At 48.0% G+C, this 22,202-nt stretch carries 19 protein-coding genes and 1 tRNA gene; 13 read left to right on the top strand and 7 right to left on the bottom strand.

Features of this window, described 5'->3' with window-relative positions; all coding sequences use genetic code 11:
• Positions 1–4: 4 nt before the first annotated feature.
• The 3 genes from ftsE to rpoH all read left to right on the top strand — a co-directional run bounded on the left by ftsE (position 5) and on the right by rpoH (position 2,687).
• Positions 5–676 (top strand): cell division ATP-binding protein FtsE, encoded by a 672-nt coding sequence (gene ftsE, locus ACZ5DR_RS06160; RefSeq protein ID WP_377365992.1) that lies wholly within the window; start codon positions 5–7, stop codon positions 674–676.
• A complete protein-coding gene (ftsX, locus tag ACZ5DR_RS06165) occupies positions 676–1,692 on the top strand; it encodes a permease-like cell division protein FtsX (RefSeq protein WP_377365991.1) in 1,017 nt (338 codons plus the stop codon). Before ftsE ends, ftsX begins: the two co-directional genes overlap by 1 nt.
• 128 nt (positions 1,693–1,820) lie before the next feature.
• A complete protein-coding gene (rpoH, locus tag ACZ5DR_RS06170; RefSeq protein ID WP_377365990.1) occupies positions 1,821–2,687 on the top strand; it encodes an RNA polymerase sigma factor RpoH in 867 nt (288 codons plus the stop codon).
• 94 nt (positions 2,688–2,781) lie between these two features.
• Here the strand turns inward: rpoH and ACZ5DR_RS06175 are convergent, their stop codons facing one another.
• The 6 genes from ACZ5DR_RS06175 to metK all read right to left on the bottom strand — a co-directional run bounded on the left by ACZ5DR_RS06175 (position 2,782) and on the right by metK (position 8,930).
• Entirely contained in the window at positions 2,782–3,645 is an 864-nt protein-coding gene (locus tag ACZ5DR_RS06175) for an energy transducer TonB (protein ID WP_377365989.1), read from the bottom strand.
• A 5-nt stretch (positions 3,646–3,650) separates the two neighbouring features.
• Positions 3,651–4,604, bottom strand: a complete 954-nt coding sequence (gene gshB, locus ACZ5DR_RS06180) for a glutathione synthase (RefSeq protein WP_377365988.1) — start codon at positions 4,602–4,604, stop codon at positions 3,651–3,653.
• A 123-nt stretch (positions 4,605–4,727) separates the two neighbouring features.
• Entirely contained in the window at positions 4,728–5,321 is a 594-nt protein-coding gene (locus ACZ5DR_RS06185) for an OmpA family protein (RefSeq protein WP_377365987.1), read from the bottom strand.
• A 5-nt stretch (positions 5,322–5,326) separates the two neighbouring features.
• Positions 5,327–6,835, bottom strand: coding sequence for a TolC family outer membrane protein (locus tag ACZ5DR_RS06190; RefSeq protein WP_377365986.1), 1,509 nt, complete (start codon positions 6,833–6,835; stop codon positions 5,327–5,329).
• 148 nt (positions 6,836–6,983) lie between these two features.
• On the bottom strand, positions 6,984–7,715 hold the full coding sequence (locus tag ACZ5DR_RS06195) for a 16S rRNA (uracil(1498)-N(3))-methyltransferase (RefSeq protein WP_377365985.1): 732 nt from the start codon (positions 7,713–7,715) through the stop codon (positions 6,984–6,986).
• Positions 7,716–7,766: 51 nt separating this feature from the next.
• A complete protein-coding gene (metK, locus tag ACZ5DR_RS06200) occupies positions 7,767–8,930 on the bottom strand; it encodes a methionine adenosyltransferase (RefSeq protein WP_377365984.1) in 1,164 nt (387 codons plus the stop codon).
• Between the two features lie 364 nt (positions 8,931–9,294).
• Here metK and tkt point away from each other — a divergent pair, with 364 nt between their 5' ends.
• The 10 genes from tkt (at position 9,295) to trmA (ending at position 21,747) form a co-directional block, all read left to right on the top strand.
• Positions 9,295–11,295 (top strand): transketolase, encoded by a 2,001-nt coding sequence (gene tkt, locus ACZ5DR_RS06205; RefSeq protein WP_377365983.1) that lies wholly within the window; start codon positions 9,295–9,297, stop codon positions 11,293–11,295.
• A gap of 69 nt (positions 11,296–11,364) precedes the next feature.
• Positions 11,365–12,396 carry a type I glyceraldehyde-3-phosphate dehydrogenase gene (locus ACZ5DR_RS06210; RefSeq protein ID WP_377365982.1) on the top strand — a complete coding sequence of 344 codons (1,032 nt, stop codon included), beginning with the start codon at positions 11,365–11,367 and terminating at the stop codon, positions 12,394–12,396.
• A gap of 27 nt (positions 12,397–12,423) precedes the next feature.
• Positions 12,424–13,587 carry a phosphoglycerate kinase gene (locus ACZ5DR_RS06215; RefSeq protein WP_377365981.1) on the top strand — a complete coding sequence of 388 codons (1,164 nt, stop codon included), beginning with the start codon at positions 12,424–12,426 and terminating at the stop codon, positions 13,585–13,587.
• 251 nt (positions 13,588–13,838) lie between these two features.
• Entirely contained in the window at positions 13,839–14,906 is a 1,068-nt protein-coding gene (gene fba / locus ACZ5DR_RS06220) for a class II fructose-bisphosphate aldolase (RefSeq protein WP_377365980.1), read from the top strand.
• Positions 14,907–15,004: 98 nt separating this feature from the next.
• A tRNA-Leu gene (locus tag ACZ5DR_RS06225) sits at positions 15,005–15,089 on the top strand.
• Positions 15,090–15,194: 105 nt separating this feature from the next.
• Positions 15,195–16,328, top strand: coding sequence for a type 1 periplasmic-binding domain-containing protein (locus tag ACZ5DR_RS06230; protein ID WP_464543880.1), 1,134 nt, complete (start codon positions 15,195–15,197; stop codon positions 16,326–16,328).
• The gene (locus tag ACZ5DR_RS06235; protein WP_377365978.1) at positions 16,316–18,871 is read left to right on the top strand and encodes a PAS domain-containing protein; all 2,556 of its coding nucleotides are present in this window, start codon (positions 16,316–16,318) and stop codon (positions 18,869–18,871) included. Before ACZ5DR_RS06230 ends, ACZ5DR_RS06235 begins: the two co-directional genes overlap by 13 nt.
• Positions 18,872–18,881: 10 nt before the next feature.
• Positions 18,882–19,577: a 5'-methylthioadenosine/S-adenosylhomocysteine nucleosidase gene (gene mtnN / locus ACZ5DR_RS06240; protein WP_377365977.1), complete on the top strand. Its 696-nt coding sequence runs from the start codon at positions 18,882–18,884 to the stop codon at positions 19,575–19,577.
• Positions 19,578–20,570 (top strand): hypothetical protein, encoded by a 993-nt coding sequence (locus ACZ5DR_RS06245; RefSeq protein WP_377365976.1) that lies wholly within the window; start codon positions 19,578–19,580, stop codon positions 20,568–20,570.
• 82 nt (positions 20,571–20,652) lie between these two features.
• The gene (gene trmA, locus ACZ5DR_RS06250; protein WP_377365975.1) at positions 20,653–21,747 is read left to right on the top strand and encodes a tRNA (uridine(54)-C5)-methyltransferase TrmA; all 1,095 of its coding nucleotides are present in this window, start codon (positions 20,653–20,655) and stop codon (positions 21,745–21,747) included.
• A 19-nt stretch (positions 21,748–21,766) separates the two neighbouring features.
• On the opposite strand, the gene ACZ5DR_RS06255 is transcribed toward trmA, so the two are convergent.
• Positions 21,767–22,186, bottom strand: coding sequence for a hypothetical protein (locus ACZ5DR_RS06255; RefSeq protein ID WP_377365974.1), 420 nt, complete (start codon positions 22,184–22,186; stop codon positions 21,767–21,769).
• Between the last annotated feature and the right edge of the window lie 16 nt (positions 22,187–22,202).

The following is a 22,202-nucleotide window of genomic DNA, read 5'->3' on the forward strand; positions in this document are numbered from 1 at the left end:
TTGTGTGGAAATTGAGTTTCAACAAGTAGGTAAAAAGTACGACACTGGCCAAGAAGCTTTGTCGCAGGTGAACTTTCATTTACGCCAAGGAGAAATGGCGTTTTTGACTGGGCACTCGGGTGCAGGTAAGAGTACCTTGATGAAACTCATTATGATGATTGAACGCCAGAGCTATGGGAAAATCCTAGTGGATGGTGTGGACTTGCGCACCCTAGGCAAACAGGCGATTCCATACCATAGACGTCGAGTTGGGGTGGTGTTTCAAAACCACCAACTGCTGTTTGATCGTAGTGTCTTCCATAATGTGGCTTTGCCTTTACAAGTCAGTGGCGCTGACCCTGATCAAACCGGTAAGCGTGTGCGTGCAGCATTGGATAAAGTGGGCTTATTGGGAAAAGAAAAACTTAACCCAATGGCTCTATCCGGCGGTGAGCAGCAGCGTATTGGTATTGCCCGAGCAGTGGTTAATAAGCCGCAACTATTATTGGCGGATGAGCCTACGGGTAACCTAGACCCTAGGTTATCGTCTGAAATCATGAATCTGTTCCAAGAGTTTAATCGTGTCGGCGTCACCGTATTGGTGGCCAGTCACGACTTGGCGTTAGTGGCTCGTATGCGCCATCGGGTATTGACCTTGAATCAAGGTCGAATGGTAAACGATGGAGGGTTTGCTTAATGGCAAAGCCGACACCCCCAACGCGCCGTGGTGCGACCCGCCAACAGCACACATCGACCCGTAAAAGCCTTTGGTCAGGAGCCGAGAGCTTCAATTTAGGCCGCTATATGCGTAACCACCAAGCGGTTTTAATGGAAAGCTTTAGCCGATTGTTGGGTTACCCATTGGCGAGCTTTATGACAGTTCTGGTGATTGCTATTTCCCTGTCTTTGCCTGGTGGACTTTTCGTTTTGTTAAAGAACGTCCAGTCAGTGACCGACCGCTGGGAGCAGCAGTCAGTCATCACCTTGTATCTTTTCCCTAATCAGGAGGATACGGAAGCTCTATCTTTATCCCATCAGTTATCCGGCCGGGCCGACGTGGATTCTGTGGAGTACATTTCCAAGGAAGAAGGACTGCGTTATTTCGAGCAGTCCAGCGGCTACGAACAAGTGTTGTCTGCCTTGCCAGAAAACCCCTTGCCGATTGTGTTAAAGGTGATTCCTAAGGCATTGGTGGATCTAGAAACCTTACCAGCCCTACAAACACTTCGCGATCAGCTACAAGATCTGCCTCAGGTGGAATACGCCGAGTTAGACGCAGAATGGTTGCAGCGTTTGGCGACCATTCTGAATTTCGGTAAGCGCTTCGTGTACGCCATCTCAGCATTATTGGTGATGGCTGTGTTACTGATTGTGGGGAACACCATACGCACCGCCGTGGAAAGTCGCCGTGATGAAGTCTTGGTGATGAAATTAGTGGGAGCAACCAATCGCTATATTCGCCGACCATTCCTGTACATGGGGTTTTGGTTTGGGGTGATTGGGGGTGTGCTTGCTACAGTTTGTATCTTGTTGCTGACTTGGTGGGTCAGCGCGCCCGCGGAGCGATTAGTTGAGCTGTATCATGCGGGTTTCGAACTGCAAAGTTTTAATGCAGGTGAAATTATTATGTGTTTAACTATTAGCGCTACTATTGGTGTGGTAGGTTCTTGGGTTGCCGTGAGCCGTCATATCAGAGATATAGAGCTGCAATAATTGCGGATGAAAACGGTGTTTGGATTTACGAATGCCCCTTTATTATCCACATTTGCGGCACATACCGTGTTAACTTTGTTGCTAGTATGTGTTCATACTCAGTACGAACACTAAGAGGTGAAATAGAAATGGGTAAAGCTCTCCAGCCAATCGACATGATGACACCGGGTCAAAACCTTGAGTCATATATGCAGGCCGTTGGTACCATTCCAATTTTGTCAGCAGAAGAAGAAAACGAACTAGCAGAGCGTCTTTACTATCAAGGCGACCTTGAAGCGGCCCGTTCGTTGGTTATGTCTCACCTGCGTTTCGTCGTTCATATTGCGAAAAGCTATTCTGGTTACGGGTTGAATCAAGGGGATTTGATCCAAGAGGGTAACGTCGGCCTAATGAAGGCTGTAAAACGGTTTAACCCCGAAGTGGGTGTTCGTCTGGTGTCCTTTGCTGTGCATTGGATCAAGGCTGAAATCCACGAATTTATTTTGAAAAACTGGCGTATCGTGAAAGTCGCGACCACAAAAGCCCAGCGTAAGATGTTTTTCAATTTACGTAGTGCGAAGAAGTCTTTGACTTGGTTGAGCAACTCGGAAGTACAGTCAGTGGCAGAAGACTTGGGTGTAACGCCTGAAGTTGTGCGCCAGATGGAAGGCCGTATGAGCTCTTCTGATATGGCGTTTGATGCCTTCTCGGACGATGACGATGACAGTGCTTATCAAGCGCCTGCTAACTTCTTAGAAGACGCCCGTTATGACCCAGCTTCTATGCTTGAGCATGGCAACTGGGAAGCAGACTCTAACCGCCGTCTAGAAGAAGCCATGCTAGATCTGGACGATCGTAGTCGTGATATCCTGATTCGTCGTTGGTTGAACGAGCAAAAAGCCACTTTGCATGATTTGGCTGCTGAGTATGGTGTTTCTGCTGAGCGTATTCGTCAGCTTGAAAAGAATGCTATGAAAAAGATTCGTGCGGCTATGGGTGAAGCAGAGTTCCACTAAGTCTTTCCCTAGGTCAAACGATTAAAAGAAGCCCTCCATGTGAGGGCTTTTTTGTGCCTGTTAGCCTATCTACTGACAGACGGTCGTTAAGGAATTATTGGCTGCGAAGTTGGTTGCCAGGGACAAATTGCCAGGTGCGGATAATTTCTAACTGATCGACTTCGGATTTTAGTTCCGTAGGAAAAGAATCAAATGGTTCAGCCAAGCGTACAATACGCATGGCGGCATCATCTAACACTCTGAAGCCAGATGAGTGCAGGACTTCAATGTCTTTCACGTACCCGTTCGGCAAAACTGAGACGGCTAAACGTAGTTGACCGTATAAGTGTCGCTGCTTGGCTTCAGCAGGGTAGTGAATGTTACCAATGCGCTCAATGCGTCGCCGCCAATCGTCTAGGTAGCGGGCGTCCACCGCAGATTTAGCTGATACGGAGGTCAGGCGTCGGATGCGAGGGCGCTTAGCATAGGCTTGGCGCTGCTGGTCCAGTAGGGCTTCTAGGGTGGCGATGTCCGAGGACAGGCGGCTTGGTACTTGAGTTTCCCCTAGGAAGCGCTCTTCCAGAGTTTTGTTTTGCTGCTCTGGCTCTTCTAATACGCGGAATACGTCAGATTGGTTACGACTTGAAATCAGGTGGGGATCTTCAACGGGCTCTGCGGATGCTAGCTGTGGTTGCACCGGAGGCGTCATTTCTTGAATATCATCGGCACGAAATTGGGCTGTTTCGGTCGTCGTGAGCTTTTGTTTGTGCAGCTCCGTTCCGCTTGCTTGTTGGTCAGCTTGGGCGATGAAGTCAGCTTCTTTAGGAGGTGTTGATCGGTGTTGAACCAGTGTCACCTCAAGGGTTTTGCGCGCTGCTGGCCGCTCTGACAAGAAGTCAAAGTTAACCAAGGTTATCGCCATCAGGTGTAAGCTGATGGCGATAAACAATGTAATGGAAAAACGGTCAGCTACGCGCATGGAGGTTAGTTGCCTTGCAGGCGAGCCTCGATTGCATCCATCAGTGTCATGGCAATGTTTAGACCGTATTGGTTATCGAGTTCACGGACACAGGTTGGACTGGTGACGTTGATTTCGGTTAGGTAATCGCCGATCACGTCGAGCCCTACGAACATTAGCCCTTTTTCTTTCAAAGTTGGAATCACTTGGTCACAGATCCAAAGGTCTCGCTCAGTCAGTGGACGGCCTTCGCCACGTCCCCCTGCGGCTAAGTTGCCACGAGTTTCGCCAGAGGCCGGAATGCGTGCTAAACCATAAGGAATAGGCTTACCGTCTACGATCAGAATACGCTTGTCCCCATCTTTGATCTCTGGGATAAACTTTTGCGCCATGATTTGTTCGTTGCCCATTTGGGTTAGGGTTTCGATGATAACGCTAACGTTAGGGTCGTCTTCTTTAATGCGGAAGATGGAGCTGCCACCCATGCCATCCAATGGTTTAAAGATGACGTCTTTGTGCTCTTTGTGGAAGGCTTTTAGTAAGTCTGCGCGGCGTGTCACTAGTACGTTGGGTCCGCATTGAGGGAAACGTGTGGCAAACAGCTTCTCATTGCATTCAAGCAGAGCATTTGGATCATTCACTACCATGGCGCCATCACGTTGGGCTTGGGCAAGGATCATGGTGCTGTACATGAATTCGCTATCAAATGGCGGATCTTTGCGCATTAGGATGACATCCAAGTCTCCTAGGGCCATTGGCGCTTCTTCGCCGAGTTCATAGAAATGTTCTGGATCTTTGAAAACGGATAAAGGCTTGGTCATGGCAAAGGCTTTGCCTTGGTCTAGGAACATATCTTTTAGTTCCATGTAGTGGAGTGACCAGCCTTTTTCTGCCGCAGCCCAGAGCATGGCCAGAGACGTGTCTTTTTTGTAGGTGATGGACTGGATAGGGTCCATGACAATGCCGAGTTTAATGGTCATCTGAATCGATTCCTGTGGTGGCTTTGAATTAAGTATAAAGCCTAAATTTTAATAGGGATGGTATAGCAGTATAAGGACTCAGCGAAGGAAAAATAAGGGAGAGGGCGCGAAAAGTTTGCGTACCTAGTCCACGCTGTATATGGTCCAGCGCTCCACGTCTCTTACCGAATTTGCAAAGACTTCTGCTACAACCCGGCGGTTACGGGCTTGTCCTGAGGTGGTGCTGTTGCTGGCGATGGGGCGTGTTTCACCATAGCCAATGGCTTCCACGCGGGAGGCCGCAATGCGGAAATTGTTAATCAGGACGTTAGCGATGGCGTCGGCACGGTTTTGTGACAGGTTAAGGTTGTATTCATCGTTACCCACGTCATCCGTATGGCCTTCAATGACTACGGAGCTGTTGGGTTGAGATCGTAAAAAGTCTGCGACTTTTTTGATTTCAGAGAAATACAGGGGTTTGACGTCAAAGCGACCTGAGTCAAACAGGACGTTCATTTCCACCGATAACAGCTTTGTGGTGACTTCATGACAGCCGTCGTTGTCCACGCGGGCACCCTGTGGCGTGTTGGGGCACAGATCCCGTGCATTAATGACACCGTCTTCATCATTGTCTTGCAGTTGTTGCTTGGTAATTCGATCGCCAAACAGGGACTCGGCTTGGGCTGGTGTCATGCCAGCCCAAACTAAAGCTATCAATACAGGAAACAACAAGGGCATCGCTTTTACCAACTGCGACCTTCCTCAGTAGCATCAAGGAATAAGCTGTCTTCATCCGAGGTTGTGTCTGTTGCAGGAGATTGGGCCGGCGCACTTTGTGGTTCTGTTGTCGCTGGTGCTTGAATCTGTGTCTCCGCTTGTTTTAATTCATCAATAGCGGAAGCGCCTCGTGGTGGCGTTTCATCTTCTTCAAAAGCATCAGCAAAACCAAGTACAGGTGGGCGGTAAATACGGAAGGCGCGCATTAACTCGCCTTTGGCATTGAACAGTCGGAACTCAGAAAAGAGTTCATCATAGTCCGCGTTTACGTAGTCTTGGCGCGCAGTAAACAGCTCGTTTTCGCTGTCGAGTACGTCTAGCAAGGTACGACGACCAAGACGGAATTGCTTGTCGTAGGCGATTTGCGATTCTTTGGTGGCGATGACGTATTCCCGTAGATACTCTTTAGAGCCCAAAGAGGCTTCATAGGCAGACCAAGCAAGGCGCACGGATAGCTCTGTCTCGCGGGCGGTGTTACGCTGAATTTCCGAAGCCTGAACATTTTGCTGGACGGCCACTTCTTTACGGCGCTTATCTGTGTTGCCACCGTAGAGGTTGTAGGTCATACGAAACATTGCGGTTAGGTCTTCAGAAGGACCTTCATCGCCATCAATATTGTTGTTAAATGTGCGCTCAAGTAGGAAGTTAACTTCTGGGTACTTGTTGGAATCGGTTGCGCTAATGAAGCTTTCGGTAGCTTTCACGTCCCATCGGGCGGCTTCGATAGCGGGGTTGTACTTCATCGCATCGGCAACGGCTTCTTCCATGGAACTTGGAATCAGGTCGCGATCCGGCACTGGATAGATCATTTCTTCCGGTGGCAGTTCACCCACTACTTTTTTGTAAGTGGATTCCGCATCTTGTAGATTGTTAATAGCTGAAAGGCGATTGGCATTGGCCTTTGCTAGTCGCGCTGTGATTTGGCTAAGATCTGATTGACGACCCACGCCTGCATCACTTTTGAGTTTGATCTGATCGTAAATGCGCTCGTGGGTTTGTTGGTTAATGTTGGCTAAATCCACGAGTTCACGATGACGCAATACGTTGGCATAGGCTTCGGCTACGTCTAGGGCGGTATTTTCTACGGCGATCAACGCACCCCAGCGGCTGGCCTCGGTTTCTTCTGTTAGACGTTGAGTGTCGAACTTAGACATGAAGCCATCAAAAATAGGTTGGGTAAGACTTAAAGACAGTTCGCGGCGCGTTAACCCCACATCTTCACCTGAGTCTTGGTAGTCATAGGTGGTTTCGTGCCCTAGACCTGCTGACAAATCAATAGACGGATACAAGCCGCCACGGCGAGTGATTTCGGTATTCTCTATGCCTTCACGGTAACTTGCTAAAGCTTGTCGAACTTCAGGGCTATTTTCGATAGCAATGTAGGTTGCTTCTTCTAGCGTGATCCCTAACGCTGGAAAGGCAGCCAGTGAAGAGGCTAATACTAGACTGCTCACTAGTTGTTTGCGTCGCATCATGACTTTGTTTACCTGTAAGTGTGTTGCGTTTTCATCCTAAGTCCCTCCATCGTATGACAAAATGCTGCACGGTGTGTAGAGTTAGTGTTAACCAAGGGGCGGTTTATGTACGGGTTAAGTGATGTTTTATGTAATAAATTGTAAATGTCTAGATGTCGCCCCAAAGCAAGTTCAATGCAGTCAGGGCAACAACGGGAGCCGTTTCGGTTCTAAGTACTCTCGGACCTAGAGCGATAGCTCGAAATTCTGCCTCTTGGGCGCGATTAACTTCCTGCTCGGTTAGGCCACCTTCTGGGCCAATTAAAAGGGCCACTTGTTTGGACTCAGGCAGGGTGTATTCTCGTATTGGCCGCGCACTGTGATGATGAAGGGTTAATTTCAACATATTGTCACAGGTCTGCAACCAGTTAGCTAATGGCATAGGCATGGCGACTTCAGGCACGATTCCTCGGCCGCATTGTTCCGCTGCGCTAATAGCAACCTGTTGCCAATGTTGCACGCGCTTTTCTATGCGAGCATCGTTAAGTTTGACCTCACACCGTTCGCTGAATAGGGGCTGGATCTTGAAGACTCCGGCTTCCACCGCTTTTTGTACCGCATAGTCCATGCGCTCCCCCCGGGAAATGGATTGGCCAATGGTCACTTGTAGGGGGGATTCATTGGTTAATTCTTCAAACGTCTCTACTGCCAATTGGGCGCTGCGTTTTTGAACATTGGTTAGGTGGGCTCGATATTGTCCACCGGCCCCATCAAACACTATTACGGGATGTTCATCCTTGAGTCGAAGCACTTTACAGCAATGTTGGAAAGCACCATCTGGTAAGTCAAACAGTGTGTGTTCTGACAGTGGTAGGTCGACGAATATTCGTGGAATGCGCATAAATGAAAAAGCCCTCTATTGAGAGGGCTTTTATAACGGAAAACGAGCTAATTATAAACCAGCGGCTTTACGAAGTGCGTCGGCTTTATCCGTGCGCTCCCAAGTAAAGTTATCCCCTTCACGACCAAAGTGTCCGTATGCAGCCGTTGGCAGGTAGATTGGACGTTTAAGGTCTAGCATCTTGATTAAGCCAGCTGGGCGCAATTCAAAGTGCTCGCGAACCAATTGAGAGATGATGTCATCGCTCACCTTGCCAGTGCCAAAGGTGTTGATGCTGATGGACGTTGGCTCAGCAACACCGATAGCGTAGGACACCTGGATCTCACATTTGTCCGCTAGGCCAGCAGCAACAATGTTTTTCGCCACGTAGCGACCAGCATAGGCTGCTGAGCGGTCTACTTTGGATGGGTCTTTACCAGAGAAAGCACCGCCACCGTGACGTGCCATGCCGCCGTATGTGTCAACGATGATCTTACGACCTGTTAAACCACAGTCCCCTACAGGGCCACCAATGATGAATTGGCCGGTTGGGTTGATAAAGTATTTAGTGTCTTTTGATAGCCATTCTTCAGGAAGTACGGGCTTGATGATTTCTTCCAATACCGCTTCACGAAGATCCGCTTGTTTAATGTTAGCGCTGTGCTGGGTAGACAATACTACGGCATCAATCGCACAAGGCTTACCATTCTCATCGTAGCGGAAGGTTACTTGGCTTTTCGCATCTGGACGAAGGAAATCTAAGGTGCCGTTTTTACGAACTTCTGCTTGGCGTTGAACCAAACGGTGTGCGTAAGTCACAGGAGCGGGCATGAGAACATCGGTTTCGTTGGTGGCGAAGCCGAACATTAGGCCTTGGTCACCGGCACCCAGTTCTTTTTCGTCTGCTTCGTCAACGCCCACAGCGATGTCTGCAGACTGCTTACCGATTGCATTTAGGACGGCGCAAGATTCCCAGTCAAAACCCATGTCTGAGCTGTTGTAGCCGATTTCACGAATCACACCGCGGGCGATGTCTTCGATGTCGACCCAAGCGTTGGTGCGGACTTCTCCTGCCACTAAAACCATGCCTGTTTTCACAAGGGTTTCACAGGCAACGCGAGCGTCTGCGTCTTCTTTAAGGATGGCATCTAGGATGGCGTCGGAGACTTGGTCTGCGATTTTATCTGGATGGCCTTCAGAAACGGATTCTGAAGTAAATAGAGAATATTCTGACATGTTTGTGCCTCTATCAAATGGTCGTCAAGAGAGCCAAACAGGCATAAAAAAACCCGCTTAGCTGGATTAAAGGGCTAAACAGGCATTCTGTGCTTCTGTTTAGCTGAATTTATATAGCGTCCGCAAGCCGAAACAAATCGACGCTGTGGTGCGAATAATGGACTAGGTGCGGCTAAAATTCAAGCAGTACGGCGGTTTTGATGGGCGTTTATGATGCTTTTTTGTTATGCTCTCCACCATCTTTGTGCAATTTCATGTTCTTTGCCTAATTACTGGGCATATCATGCCCCGAGTCGTTGCATGGCAGAGAGATAGCATGGAAAATGAAATGACATTTCGTACAGTAACCAGGAGTGGATTAACAATGCCGTCTCGTAAACAACTCGCCAATGCCATACGCGTTCTTAGTATGGATGCCGTTCAAAAAGCAAAATCAGGACATCCAGGTGCACCAATGGGCATGGCCGATATTGCGGAAGTGCTTTGGAATGACTTTTTAAAACACAATCCGAGCAACTCTAAGTGGGTTGATCGTGACCGCTTTGTGTTGTCTAACGGTCACGGTTCCATGTTGATTTACTCTTTGCTTCACCTATCTGGCTACGATCTAGGAATCGAAGACCTGAAGCAATTCCGTCAGCTACATTCTAAAACCCCAGGTCACCCAGAGTACGGCTACACTGATGGTGTTGAAACCACTACAGGTCCATTGGGCGCAGGTATCAGTAACGCTGTAGGTATGGCGATCGCAGAGAAAACTTTGGCGGCGCAATTTAACCGTGAAGGTCACACAGTGGTAGACCACAACACATACTGCTTCCTTGGTGACGGCTGTATGATGGAAGGTATCTCCCATGAAGCCTGTTCTTTAGCGGGTACTTTAGGTCTTGGTAAATTGGTTGCGTTCTGGGATGACAACGGCATCTCTATCGACGGTCACGTTGAAGGTTGGTTTACTGACGACACCGCTAAGCGCTTTGAGTCCTACGGTTGGCACGTGATCTCAGGTGTTGATGGTCATGATCCAGAAGCGATTAAAGCAGCAATTGAAGCCGCGAAAGCGGAAACGTCTAAACCTACATTGATTTGCTGTAAAACGATTATCGGTTTTGGCTCTCCAAACAAGTCTGGCTCCCACGACTGTCACGGTGCGCCATTGGGTGACGAAGAGATTGCCGCAGCACGTGAATTCCTAGGTTGGCCCCATGCACCATTTGAAATCCCTGCTGACGTATACGAAGGTTGGGACGGTAAAGCGAAAGGTGCTGAGGCTCAATCTGCATGGGAAGCGCAATTTGAAGCCTACAAGGCCGCTTACCCAGAACTTGCTACAGAATTCGAACGTCGTGTGATCAAAGGTGAATTGCCAGCAGACTTTGCTGAAAAAGCGGCTGCCTACGTGAAAGAATGTCAGGAAAAAGGCGAAAACATCGCCAGCCGTAAAGCGTCACAAAACGCCATCGGTACTTTCGGCGCTATGCTTCCAGAATTACTAGGTGGCTCTGCTGACTTGGCGGGTTCTAACTTGACCCTATGGTCTGGTTCAAAAGGTATCCAAGAAGATCCAGCCGGCAACTACGTATTCTACGGTGTGCGTGAGTTCGGTATGAGCGGTATTATGAACGGTGCTTCTTTGCACGGTGGCTTCATCAACTACGGCGCGACTTTCATGATGTTTATGGAATACGCTCGTAACGCTGTGCGCATGTCTGCCTTGATGGGCATTCAAAATATCTTCGTTTACACCCATGACTCCATTGGTCAAGGTGAAGATGGTCCAACGCACCAGCCAGTTGAACAGCTTGCTAACCTACGTATGACTCCTAATATGTCCGTTTGGCGTCCAGCAGATGCAACGGAAACAGCGGTGGCTTGGGCTGCGGGTATTCAGCGTCGCAATGGTCCAACGTCTTTGGTTTTCAGCCGTCAAGGTTTGCCTGCGTTGGCGCGTACAGAGGCCCAAGTTGCTGACATCGCTAAAGGTGGCTACGTGCTGTCTGATTGCGAAGGTACACCAGAGCTAATCTTGATCGCCACTGGTTCAGAAGTATCATTGGCTCTTGAGTCTGCAAAAGTGTTGGCGGAGAAAGGCACTAAAGTGCGCGTTGTCTCTATGCCATCTACCGATGCGTTTGATGCACAAGATGCTGCCTACAAAGAATCTGTCTTGCCAAGCAGTGTCACTAAGCGTGTTGCCATTGAAGCGGCGCATGTGGATTACTGGTACAAATATGTTGGTTTTGGTGGCGCTATGGTGGGCATGCGTACGTTTGGTGAATCTGCACCAGGCGGTGACTTGCTGAAACACTTCGGCTTCACGGTAGACAATGTTGTTGAAACCGCAGGTAAACTGCTAGAAGCCTAACGGCATCACAGCAAAAGGAGGAGCGTTTGAGCTCCTCTTTTTTGTTGTAAGAACATGAATAGAAGGGCTATGTTGCGAGTAGCGATTAATGGTTACGGCCGAATTGGTCGATCTGTACTGCGTGCGATTTATGAAAACGGCTTCCGAGACCGTTTGCATGTGGTCGCAATTAACGAATTATCTGATATTGAAACCATCAGTTATCTCACCCGATACGACACTACACATGGTCGGTTTCCTAAGCCTGTTTCCGTACGTGGTCAGAATCTAGTGATCGGTGAAGACGAAATCTTTTGTACTAACGCAAAAGCCCCTGAAGACATTGATTGGGCAGAACTGAATGTTGACCTAGTGTTGGAGTGTTCTGGGGCGTTTTCTGCTCGTGAGCAGGTACAACGCTTTGTGGATGCTGGTGTGCCCCGTGTATTACTGTCTCAACCAGCCGATGCGGAAGTAGACGCCACCATTGTGTATGGTTTTAATGAATCTAAGGTCACCGCTGAACAGACGATTGTTTCGGCGGCGTCCTGTACCACAAACTGTGTGATCCCTGTGTTGGATACCTTGCAGTCCCTTGCTGGGGTCGTCCATGGCACCACTCAAACGATTCACTCGGCGATGAATGATCAGCCTGTGATTGATGCTTACCATACCAATGACCTGAGACTGACTCGGTCGGCTATCAGTTCCATTATTCCTGTTAATACGGGATTGGGCAGAGGTATTGCCCGTCTGATGCCAGAGTTGGCGGGTAAAATTGGTTGTAACGCGATTCGTGTGCCGACCTTGAACGTATCCGTGATTGATATGGTGATCCAAACAGAACACCCTGTGACAGTGGAACAAGTCAATACGGCTCTGCAGGTGGCGGCGTCTTCAAAATACGCGAACCTGCTGGGCTACACCCAAGAGGCCCATGCCTCAGTCGATTTTAACCATGATCCTCGATCTGTCATTGTAGATGGCACCCAGACCCAAGTGGTGGATGGTCATATGGTTAAATTATTGTGTTGGTTTGATAACGAATGGGGTTACGCTAATCGTATGTTAGACGTGGCCTGCTATTGGCAAAAATTATTGGTGGATGGTGCGCAGCACTAGCAATTTTAAAACGACGAGGAATCGTGCATGACCGTAATTAAAATGACCGATTTGGATCTTGCGAACAAACGCGTGTTGATTCGTGAAGACCTTAATGTGCCGGTAAAAGAAGGCAAAGTAACCAGTGACGCACGCATCCGTGCAGCGTTGCCAACACTTAAGCTAGCGTTGGAAGCGGGTGCCAAAGTGATTGTGATGTCCCATTTAGGCCGTCCAACGGAAGGCGAATACGAAGAACAGTATTCGATGCAGCCGGTGGCTGATCATTTGGCCGGTTTACTTGGCCAAGATGTGCCCCTAGTGAAAGATTGGCTAGACGGCGTCGACGTGGCTGCTGGCCAGTTAGTCTTAGTCGAAAACGTTCGCTTCAACAAAGGCGAAAAGAAAGACGACGAAGCCCTTTCTAAGAAAATGGCGGCCTTGTGTGACATCTATGTCATGGATGCGTTTGGAACTGCCCACCGTGCTCAAGCATCGACCCATGGTGTGGGTAAGTTTGCGCCAGTTGCCTGTGCTGGACCATTGCTAGCAGCCGAGTTAGAAGCCCTTGAAAAAGCCTTGGCTAAACCTGCTCGCCCAATGGCAGCAATCGTAGGTGGCTCAAAAGTTTCAACGAAGCTGACGGTATTGGAGTCTCTTTCAGATAAAGTGGACCAACTGATTGTAGGTGGTGGTATCGCCAATACATTCCTAGCGGCTGCAGGCTTCCCAGTGGGGAAATCTCTTTATGAAGAAGATTTGATCCCGCAAGCGAAAGCCTTGATGGAAAAGGTCAGTATTCCTTTGCCTGAAGACGTCGTTGTTGCCACTGAGTTCGCTGCAGACGCAGCAGCAACAGTAAAAGATGCTAAAGATGTTGCGCCTGATGACATGATTTTGGACATTGGCCCTAAAGCTGCGGCTAAGCTGGCTGGCTTGTTAGAAAGTGCGCAAACGATCATTTGGAACGGCCCTGTCGGTGTGTTTGAGTTCGATCAGTTTGGTGAAGGCACCAAAGCATTGTCTATGGCGATTGCTAACAGTGATGGCTTCTCTATTGCCGGTGGTGGTGACACCTTGGCCGCGGTAGATAAGTACGAAATCGCGGATAAGGTGTCCTACATTTCTACTGGTGGTGGTGCTTTCTTAGAATTTGTTGAAGGAAAGGTGCTTCCAGCTGTTGCTATGTTGGAGTCATGCACGCAAAATTAGTGTAAAGCTTAATGCTTATGCTTGAATAAGACAGGGATAACCCTGCAGGATGAGATGTCACGGAGATGAGCGTCTCATCCCTATAATAACTAACACTTAGAGAGTGACCGGTCTGTCATTAGACAGAATGACAATATAACGATAAGGCGAAAGCCACATGTGACACACATGCGCATGAATAACAATCACAGGGTGATTCGTACGGCTTTGCCTGCTAACCACCAAATACTTCATTGTCAGAGGAAACTTTTATGCCTTTAATAAGTATGCGTCAACTGCTAGATCATGCTGCAGAGCATGATTACGGACTGCCTGCATTTAATGTGAATAACATGGAGCAGGTCAAAGCGATCATGGAAGCCGCTGACGAGGTCAACTCGCCAGTGATCATGCAAGCCTCAGCAGGGGCGCGTAAATATGCAGGCTCTCACTTCCTTCGCCACCTGATTGCAGCGGCGATTGAAGATTACCCACATATCCCGGTAGTCATGCACCAGGATCACGGTACGAGCCCAGCAATCTGTCAGCGCTCGATCCAACTTGGCTTTTCATCGGTTATGATGGATGGCTCCTTGAAGTCGGACGGCAAAACACCAGCAGACTACGATTACAATGTTGACGTCACTCGTCGTACCGTTGAGTTTGCACATGCTTGTGGTGTGTCTGTTGAGGGTGAATTAGGTTGTTTGGGATCACTTGAAACCGGCCAAGCTGGGGAAGAAGATGGCGTGGGTGCGGAAGGCATTCTTGACCATTCCCAGATGCTAACAGACCCAGATGAAGCCTTCGAATTTGTGGAAGCGACCGGTATTGATGCTTTGGCCGTTGCCATTGGTACTAGCCACGGTGCCTACAAGTTCACGCGTCCACCAACTGGCGATATCTTGGACATCGAGCGTATTAACCGTATCGCGGAACGCTTGCCAAACACTCATATCGTGTTGCATGGCTCGTCTTCAGTGCCACAAGATTGGTTGGAAATCATCAATGAGTTTGGTGGTGAGATCCCAGAGACTTACGGCGTACCTGTAGAAGAAATCGTAAAAGCGATTCGCTACGGTGTTCGTAAGGTAAACATTGATACGGATTTGCGTTTGGCGGCAACGGGCGCGATTCGCCGTAGCTTGGCGGAGCACAAAGGCAACTTTGATCCACGTAAATACTTGACTGAAAGTATCAAAGCTATGAAGGCAGTTTGTATCGATCGTTATGAAGCCTTTGGTTGTGCAGGTCAGGCGTCTCGTATTAAGACAATTGACTTGGAAGAAATGGCCATTCGTTACGAGCGTGGCGAGTACGCGAACGGTCGTCGCTTCTAAAACGGGTATCCGCGAGCATTTAGGCATATTTTTTAGGTGATTTTGAAAAAAAACTATTGACCCTAAAACTGATTAACCTATAATGCTCGCCATTCCAAGCGGGAGTGGTGGAATTGGTAGACACGCTGGATTTAGGTTCCAGTGCTTCACGGCGTGAGAGTTCGAGTCTCTCCTTCCGCACCAAATTAAAAAAAGCTGACTTTAAGTCGGCTTTTTTTTCGTCTGCAGTTTATTTCAGGTGTGTTCCCGTTAGAATGTCTTGATTCCCCATTGAGATGTACTCTAACAATGCGCTTTGATGTCCGTTCTTTATGCCTATTGCTTTTAATGATCCCCATGATCAGTTGGGGGGGCGTGTTCGGTCAAAAAGGTGTCACCCTGCAGCGCTTCTTAGAAGAAAACCCTGGCCAACAGGCCTTGCTTGATCAACTCGCAGTACGTGTGCATTCGCTCCCGGCCCCAATAAACTCCCTTCAAACCGCGACACTTCAAATTGGCGTGATTTTCTCTGGTAGCGACAGCGATATCGAAAATAAAGCCTGGCTGATTGCGTTCAAGCGTCGCATGCAGATCTTGCGAATTGATTATCGGTTGGATGTCTACTATCTCCCCAATGGCCACGATGTGAGAGATGTAGTGAGGGCATTTGACGCGGTAGGAGTGTCACGCTTTGATTATTTAGTGATAGATAGTGTAACTGAGTATCTACGTCCCGAGTTAGAGCGTGTGCTAAAACGTGATTACCCAAAAGTCATTATGTTGAATGTTTCCACTCCCTTTCGTGTTTGGCGCTTTCATCCGCCGTTAGTTTATATTGGGGTAGATTATTCTCAGTCTATGGGGCGATTAGCCAGCTATTTGGATCGTCGGCTAAGTAACGATGCAACCATTGATGTGGTGACTGTGGAAGATGCTTATCTCTATGACAGCCGATGTAGTACCTTTGTAAATGCTCTGGAAACGGTTGGTCGATCCGTTCGCGATTATTATATTGTGGCGGATTCATCTGAAGAAGGGTATCGAGCGGCCATGTCATCCCTTGACCACAGCAGTCTTCACATTGATGATGAAGACACTGGTCGTGAGCAGTTTATTTTTGCCTGCACGCCGAATATCAGTCTAGGTGTGTGGGAGGCGCTCAAAGCAGCACAAGTTCCCTATTCCTATACCAATAGCTGGAGTGGTCAGGCGCCGTATCCAGGGGAGTCTTCCAGGCCCAATTTATTGGTTACAGTTTTGGGTATGCATGACAATATGGCTATAGCAACGGCAGAAGTGGTCAAGGCGCATATGGAGTCTCGTCTTTCCCCCATGGTTTATGCCGAATCCTCGCAATTGATTACACAAGAAATGGATGAACAAACGTTGAACATCATTTACGAGCAGGCATTTATTTATTCGAGGCCCCTATGGCCTCAGTGAGTTTAAAGCGGCAGTTTACCCGCCATTCAGGCTTTGCTTTTACCTTAATTGGACTGCTGCTGATCGGCATTCTCTGGGCCACGGATTTTGCCGCGCGCCAAGACCAAGCGGAGCAGTTGTTAAAACAAAGGGCTTTGGCGGTTCAAGTAAACTTTTCGGCTTATCTAGATCGTGCTGAGTTTGAAGCGAAATATTTGGCCCAGCAAGTAGGTAAAGAGGGTGATTTAGATAGCTTGTTCCAGCTCCATGATGTGTTGTTTTTTGGTGGCTTAGATTTTTTCTATGTGCAACTGTCGGATGGGCAGAGCATGTTAGACCCTCGCTCGCGTCTTTATACTCGTGATGCGTTAAATGTTTTATCAAATAAAGCACGGCTCAATTATTGGATGAGATTAACCTCAAGTGAAGGTAGTGAGCTGCTGGTGTTCAAAAAAGTATTGCCTGTGGATGACGTCGGCAGAAGTAAAGGCTACCTCTATGGCTTTATCTCACTCGATAATAACCTAGCCTTATCCAGCGATCTTATGTCCGGAGCGGATGTGGACTATATGAGATTGCAAGATTTAACAGGCAAGACCTTATTTGAAGATACGCTTCCGAGGTTGGATGATGAGACGGTGACTATTGGTCATACTAGCGTGCTCTCTTTGCCAGCATTGGTCGATAAATTTAAGGTGGAGCTAAAGCTTATCCAGCCCTTGTCAGGGAGTGTCAGTCAATGGTTCTTATTGGCTTGTGGTGCTGTGGTATTTGGCATAGCCCTGTTGTATTGGTCTGTGCAGTACTATGCTCGCCGCTGGATGTATCGGCCCCTGTCGTCCATGCCTACGATGGCACAGAAGTCTAATGTAAGCTTTGAAGAATTTGAGCCTCTGATTGCGCAAATGAATCGCTTTCAAACTCAGCTTAAAGCTGGTGAGCAGCATTTGCATCTCCTCTTGGATTCCCTCCAGTCAGCTATATTATTTTGTGATGAGTCCGCCCGCGTCACGGCTATCAACCAAGAAGCGAAAACTATTTTCCCTGATTATGGTGTTGCAAAGACGATTTTTGACATGGCACCGTTAGATTTCCATCAGCCCATTCAGAGCGCTTTGAAAGGTGACTTTGGTGGTCGTTTCGAACTAGAAGCAGAACATGTAAACAAGATCTATGAGTGGCTGACTTACTCTTTCGTAAATGAGTATGGCTTTCGTGGTGTGATGTTGGTTGGTAGAGATATCACTGAGTTGAGGCGTTTGGCTTGGCATATCGATAACTTACATCCGAATAACGCTTTGGATCGTCCGCGTCCCGAACCCGAAGTTTTGATAAATGAAATGAGTTTATTAGATCGAGACTACGATGAGGTTGACGCTGTTCGACCTGAATATTGGCTAAGGGCAGTTCATGGTTTATTAAGCGCCCTTTCTAACCAGGCTGAAATCGCGACCTCTGAGCAGACTTTAGGCGATCTTTTTATTGAGCAATTAGAGACAGTAGGGCGCATATTTCATTTGTCGTCTGGGCAGTTAGCAGAGATTGAACTTGGGATGCCATTAACGGCTGCCACGAGAAAGGCGCGTTGGAGTTCAGACCATAAATGTTTGTTGCAAATAGCACTTTTGCTTTGTCTTAATGGCAACATGGCCGGTCGTCGACTAATGATTGATTGGCAAGTAAGTAAGTTAACGATTTCAGTTCAGGGGGCCTCTGAACCCACTCCAATTCTAGCGTGGTTGCTAGAAGTGCTGCCTAAGCTTGTGAAAGGGCGGGTGTTTTATGAAGGCTCAGGGCGTATTACCTTACTATCAACGATTGAGCCGATAGGAGCTGATGAGGATAATAGCGGCCTTGCTTACAAAGTAGTCGCATTCATAGAAAATGATTTTTATAGTGCTGCGAAGGTTAAGGCCTTACTTACTGGGTTAAATATTGAGCTGGATGTTTTTGGTTCGTTCGATGAATTCTTTCATTCCAGCCGGGCGCAGCTTGTTCCCTATGACGGTTTGTTAGTCGGCGTAGGGGATCAAAGCAAAGCTGAAAAAGGTATTTCTCGCCTTATAACCATGTGTGATGAGGCATCCGATTTACCTCTGCTTTACGTTGGCGATGTGAAACAAGAAGACCCATATCCTAGGCTTCCTCACAGCCACTTATTTAGTTATGGCATGTTAAGAGCTTTGCAAAAAGTCTTTACTAGGCCCACTATCAATCTGGTAGAAGGTTTCAAGCGTGAACAGCAGTGGTTGTTAGTTGGGGGGAGCGCCTTAGTACAGGCAGTCTGGCAAACTGAGTTGAGAGCGCAAGGTGTGACCGCCCGTAAAGAGCCTGATATGGAGCGTTTAGAAGCCAATCTGGGCTTTAGTCCCCAGACGGTTGTTCTTCTTTTAGACAAGCACACAGCTCAAGGTCTGATGACGCTAGATTTACCGGAAACGTCAGTTGTCGTGACCGTAGAGGACTTCTTAGAGCGTCCTGATTTTATAAAATATTTTGAAGTGGGAGCTGCGCTCCCAAGTGCAGATCAAGTAGCTGATTTGTGTCGGCGATTTAAAACATAAGGTAAAAAACATGAGTGTAATTGGTTTAATCGGAGCGATGGACGAAGAAGTTGCTGTGATCAAAGAGTGGATGACAGACGTCGTTGAGTCCAGTGAAGCTGGCTGCGATTTTTACCATGGCAAATTAGATGGTAAAGAGGTTGTGTTGCTGAAGTCTGGGATCGGCAAAGTTAATGCTGCTATCTCCTCGACACTACTGATGACCAAGTTTGCACCCGCTAAAGTGATCAATATTGGCTCTGCTGGTGGCTTTGATCCTGAATTAGAAGTGGGGGATGTGATCATCTCTGACCAAGTGGTACATCACGATGTGGATGTCACGGCATTTGGCTATCAGCCGGGTCAGCTTCCGAGTATGCCTGAGACTTTCTCGGCAGATGCAGAATTAATTGCAATCGCCCAGGCGGCAGTGGCTAAGGTGGGCGAAGTTAAAGCCAAAACAGGTTTGATCGGCTCTGGCGACGTGTTTATGTGTGAAGCTGAGCGAGTTGCGCAAGCACGGGCTCTTTTCCCTTCTATGAAAGCCGTAGAGATGGAAGCGGCAGCCGTTGCCCAAGTGTGTCATAAGTTTGAAGTACCATTCGTAGTCGTGCGCTCTCTATCCGATGTGGCGGACAAAGAGTCTCCGGCAAGTTTTGAAGAGTACCTCGTCGTGGCGGCGCAAAACTCGTCAAAAATGATTCGTGCCATGTTGCAGGATATCTAAATGTTGTATTACAGGGATGTGTGTTCTCTTAAGGTGTTGTGTTGGGCAGTGATAGGCTGCCTGAGTCCCTTATCTTTCGCAGACAGCACATCCCAACCTCAGAAATCATTGGAGCCCACTCTGAAGAGTGCTTCACAGGAATGGTTTCTATCGACCCACGAAGTGATCTCCGAGAAAGTCAGTGACTGGTCAAACGGTCTGGATTCGTTCTTTTCTGGACGTCGTGACAAGGTTGCTAACCAAAGCTTCGTCAGTATGCGATTTGGTTCTATTATTGACGAAGGCGACGGTGTTTCTGGCTTTTTTAACCTAGATACCCGTATTCGTCTGCCCAACACAGAAAACCGCCTTAACTTGGTGATTGAGACGGATGGGGATGAGCTGACCCAAGATAACCGTGTGAGTGAAAACGAAGCAGGGCAAAACATTTTGCAGTCTGCTCGTAATACTCGAGTCGCCACAGCATTACGCTATATCAAGAAAGAGTGGAATACCAATGTGGACTTGGGGGTATTGTTAGATATGCCCATGGACCCGTTCCTACGATTTAAAGTCGCTCAGTCTTGGAAAACCGGTCAATGGCAGTGGTCCCAATCGGAGTCGTTATTTAGCTATTACTCTCTGGGAAATGGCGGGCGTTACAGTCTTAAAGCTGACCGAAGGATTAATGATACCTATAGTACGGGTGTGGACTTTGGGGCGACCTATTTGGATTCTGACTCGCAAACCTATTGGCGAGAAAACCTTTATCTGACCCATGCCCTTAATCGTGACAGCAAACTACGCTATCAATTAAGTTATCTACAATATGGGTGGCCTAATCTAACGTCTGATACCGTCCTTTACTTTGTTCAGTATCAGAAGCTCTTGTATGAGAACTGGTTAATTGGCGAAGTGAAGCCACAAATTGCCCATGCAAGGGACAATGATTATGAAGCGGCTCTGTCCCTGACTTTGTCATTAGAAGTGCTACTGGGACAAGAGTACCTATAGCGGCAGTGATTCAGGTGTTCGCAAAACAATCGGACTCTTTGTATAATGCCGCGCCTCCACGAACCACTTGCGGAAATCATGCATGAGACCGGACCAGATTCAGCCTGAGCAATATGATGCTCAGCTACAAACAAAGAAAGATACTTTGATTGCCCTAATGGCAGATCAGAACTTGCCAGAACTCGAAGTATTTGAAAGTGCGCCAAGCCACTACCGGATGCGAGCAGAGTTTCGTATTTGGCATGAAGGTGACGACTTATTTTACGCCATGTTTGATTCTGCCGACCCGCGTCAGCCTATTCGTGTCGATCAGTTTATTCCGGCATCTGCGTTGATTAATGAATTAATGCCTAAGTTATTGGATGCCATTCGAGACATTCCAGTGCTGCGTCATAAGCTTTTTCAAGTGGATTTCTTAACGACCACAACGGGTGAAGCGCTTATTAGTATGCTGTACCACAAGCCCATCGATGAGGCCTGGCATGAGGCTGCAGTGGCTTTAAACGAGCAGTTCCCTGCGTGTCACTTTATTGGTCGTAGCCGTAAGCGTAAGCAGGTGCTTACTCGCGATTTTGTTATGGAAACCTTGCGAGTGGGTGGTCGTCTGTATCATTACCAGCAGGTGGAAAATAGCTTTACTCAGCCTAATGCTGGCATCAGTGAAAAGATGCTGGAATGGGCGTTGGATGTGACGCAAAACTGTTCTGGCGATTTGCTAGAAATGTACTGTGGTAATGGAAACTTCTCCATACCTTTATCTCGCCGATTTGATCGTGTTATTGGTACTGAAATTGCCAAAGTGTCAGTGAATTCAGCCAGTTTGAATATTGCCATGAACGGCGTTAAGAACGTTCAAGTGATTAAAATGGCCAGTGAAGATGTGTCTGCCGCCTTGAATGGAGAAGGGGAGTTGCCTAAGGCACTGGTACAAGCTGGTATGGATACCCTCAACCCATCAGTGGTGTTGGTTGATCCGCCGCGGGCTGGATTGGATGATGCAACGGTAGAGTTGGTGCGTAAAGTGGACCAGATTCTTTACATTTCCTGTAATCCAGAGACGCTAAAGAATAATTTGGAAGCGTTGAGCTCTACTCATGAAGTTAAGCGTTTCGCCATGTTTGATCAATTCCCATATACCCATCACGTTGAAGCTGGGGTGTTTTTAGAGCGACGCTAAGTCGCTCTAACTTGGGGTGTTAAGCGGAAAAGTCGATGGTTTGGCCAAGAGCGGTGTCAGGGCTGACATTGTATTGGGAAGCAACGCTCGCGCTTTGGCTTGAGTTAGATGGTGTGCCATTCAATGTGGCGCCTGAGGTGCCGGAGACTTCTGCTGCTAATGCGGAGTTATTCACCGTTGCATTTGTTCCAAACTGAGATTCTGACGTTGGATCTGCCACCGTTGAGTCGGCCAATGTAGAAATGTCAGAAGCTTGTGTAACGGTCGTCTGTTGAATGCTTTCTAGGGCTAACTGTTGTGCTTGAGGTGAGATCTCAACGCTCACATCTACCGATGTAGGAGCTACGCTGGTCGTCGCCGAACTAGCGGTAGTCCCAGTCGATGTTTGACTCGATACCGGGCTGACGTAACCATTGTTATTAAGTTCTTGGATGTCCATAGAACACCTCGTTGTT

Source organism: Marinomonas vaga, assembly GCF_055388305.1.